General features: G+C 27.3%; 1 protein-coding gene. It reads right to left on the bottom strand.

Translation table 11 applies throughout. The annotated features are described in order from the left end of the window. Window positions 1–364: 364 nt before the first annotated feature. On the bottom strand, window positions 365–792 hold a 428-nt coding region (locus KH893_RS11130), incomplete at its 5' end, for an SH3-like domain-containing protein (protein WP_281166187.1).

Raw genomic sequence — 792 nt, 5'->3', positions numbered from 1 at the left:
CCTTTAATCATGAAATAGAATCTACTTTTCGTTTTTTTAGAACTTAGGTTCTATTTTTATTTATCTATGAAATCTTCAAAAATTCGCAAGAACAGAACACCAAAAAATAATATTTCTGTTAATTTACCGTTCAAAGTAAAATTTAATTGAATTTAAAATGTAACATCACAGACAAATAATTTTTTTAATTTTAGTTAACATAATATATATTATTCAAAGTTATTAAAATTTAACTAATTATAATATTAAGAAGCTTCTAATTTTATTTATAACCTTTTTTAAAATTGATTCATAAAGTTTTTAGATAAAACAAAAAATCCTAATAGTATATAAAAAGTTTAAACACTATTGGGATTTTATTTTATTAATTATTAAATGTTCTTATTAATACTGTTTTTTTTAAAGCTCTCGCATCAATCCAATATGTTTTTGAACCATCCTGAACTTCGGCATACTTGTAACTAATACCGTTTGAGCGTTGTGTTACGGCAGTTTGCAAAACAGTGATCGTATGTCCATTATATTTATTAGCTTGGTCATCCGAATAGAAAGTATTTTTGCTTGTATATGCCGGACCATTTAGGTAAATCCCGTCATCACGAGTTGTTCCGTCTATAATCGCATATTGGTTGCCATTTGTGGTCATCGACTGAGTACTTATAATTTGGTCCAAACGATGAATTGCTCTTTCGTCTATCCAATAATTATGGCTACCATCCTGGACGTAAACGTAAGTATAAGTTTTTCCATTAGCTCTTTTAGTAACAGCAATTTTATCGACTGTTACTATAT

The sequence above is a fragment of the Liquorilactobacillus sicerae genome (assembly GCF_029916425.1).
Classification (GTDB): Bacteria; Bacillota; Bacilli; order Lactobacillales; family Lactobacillaceae; genus Liquorilactobacillus; species Liquorilactobacillus sicerae.
This window is presented reverse-complemented; position numbering and strand designations above follow the sequence as displayed.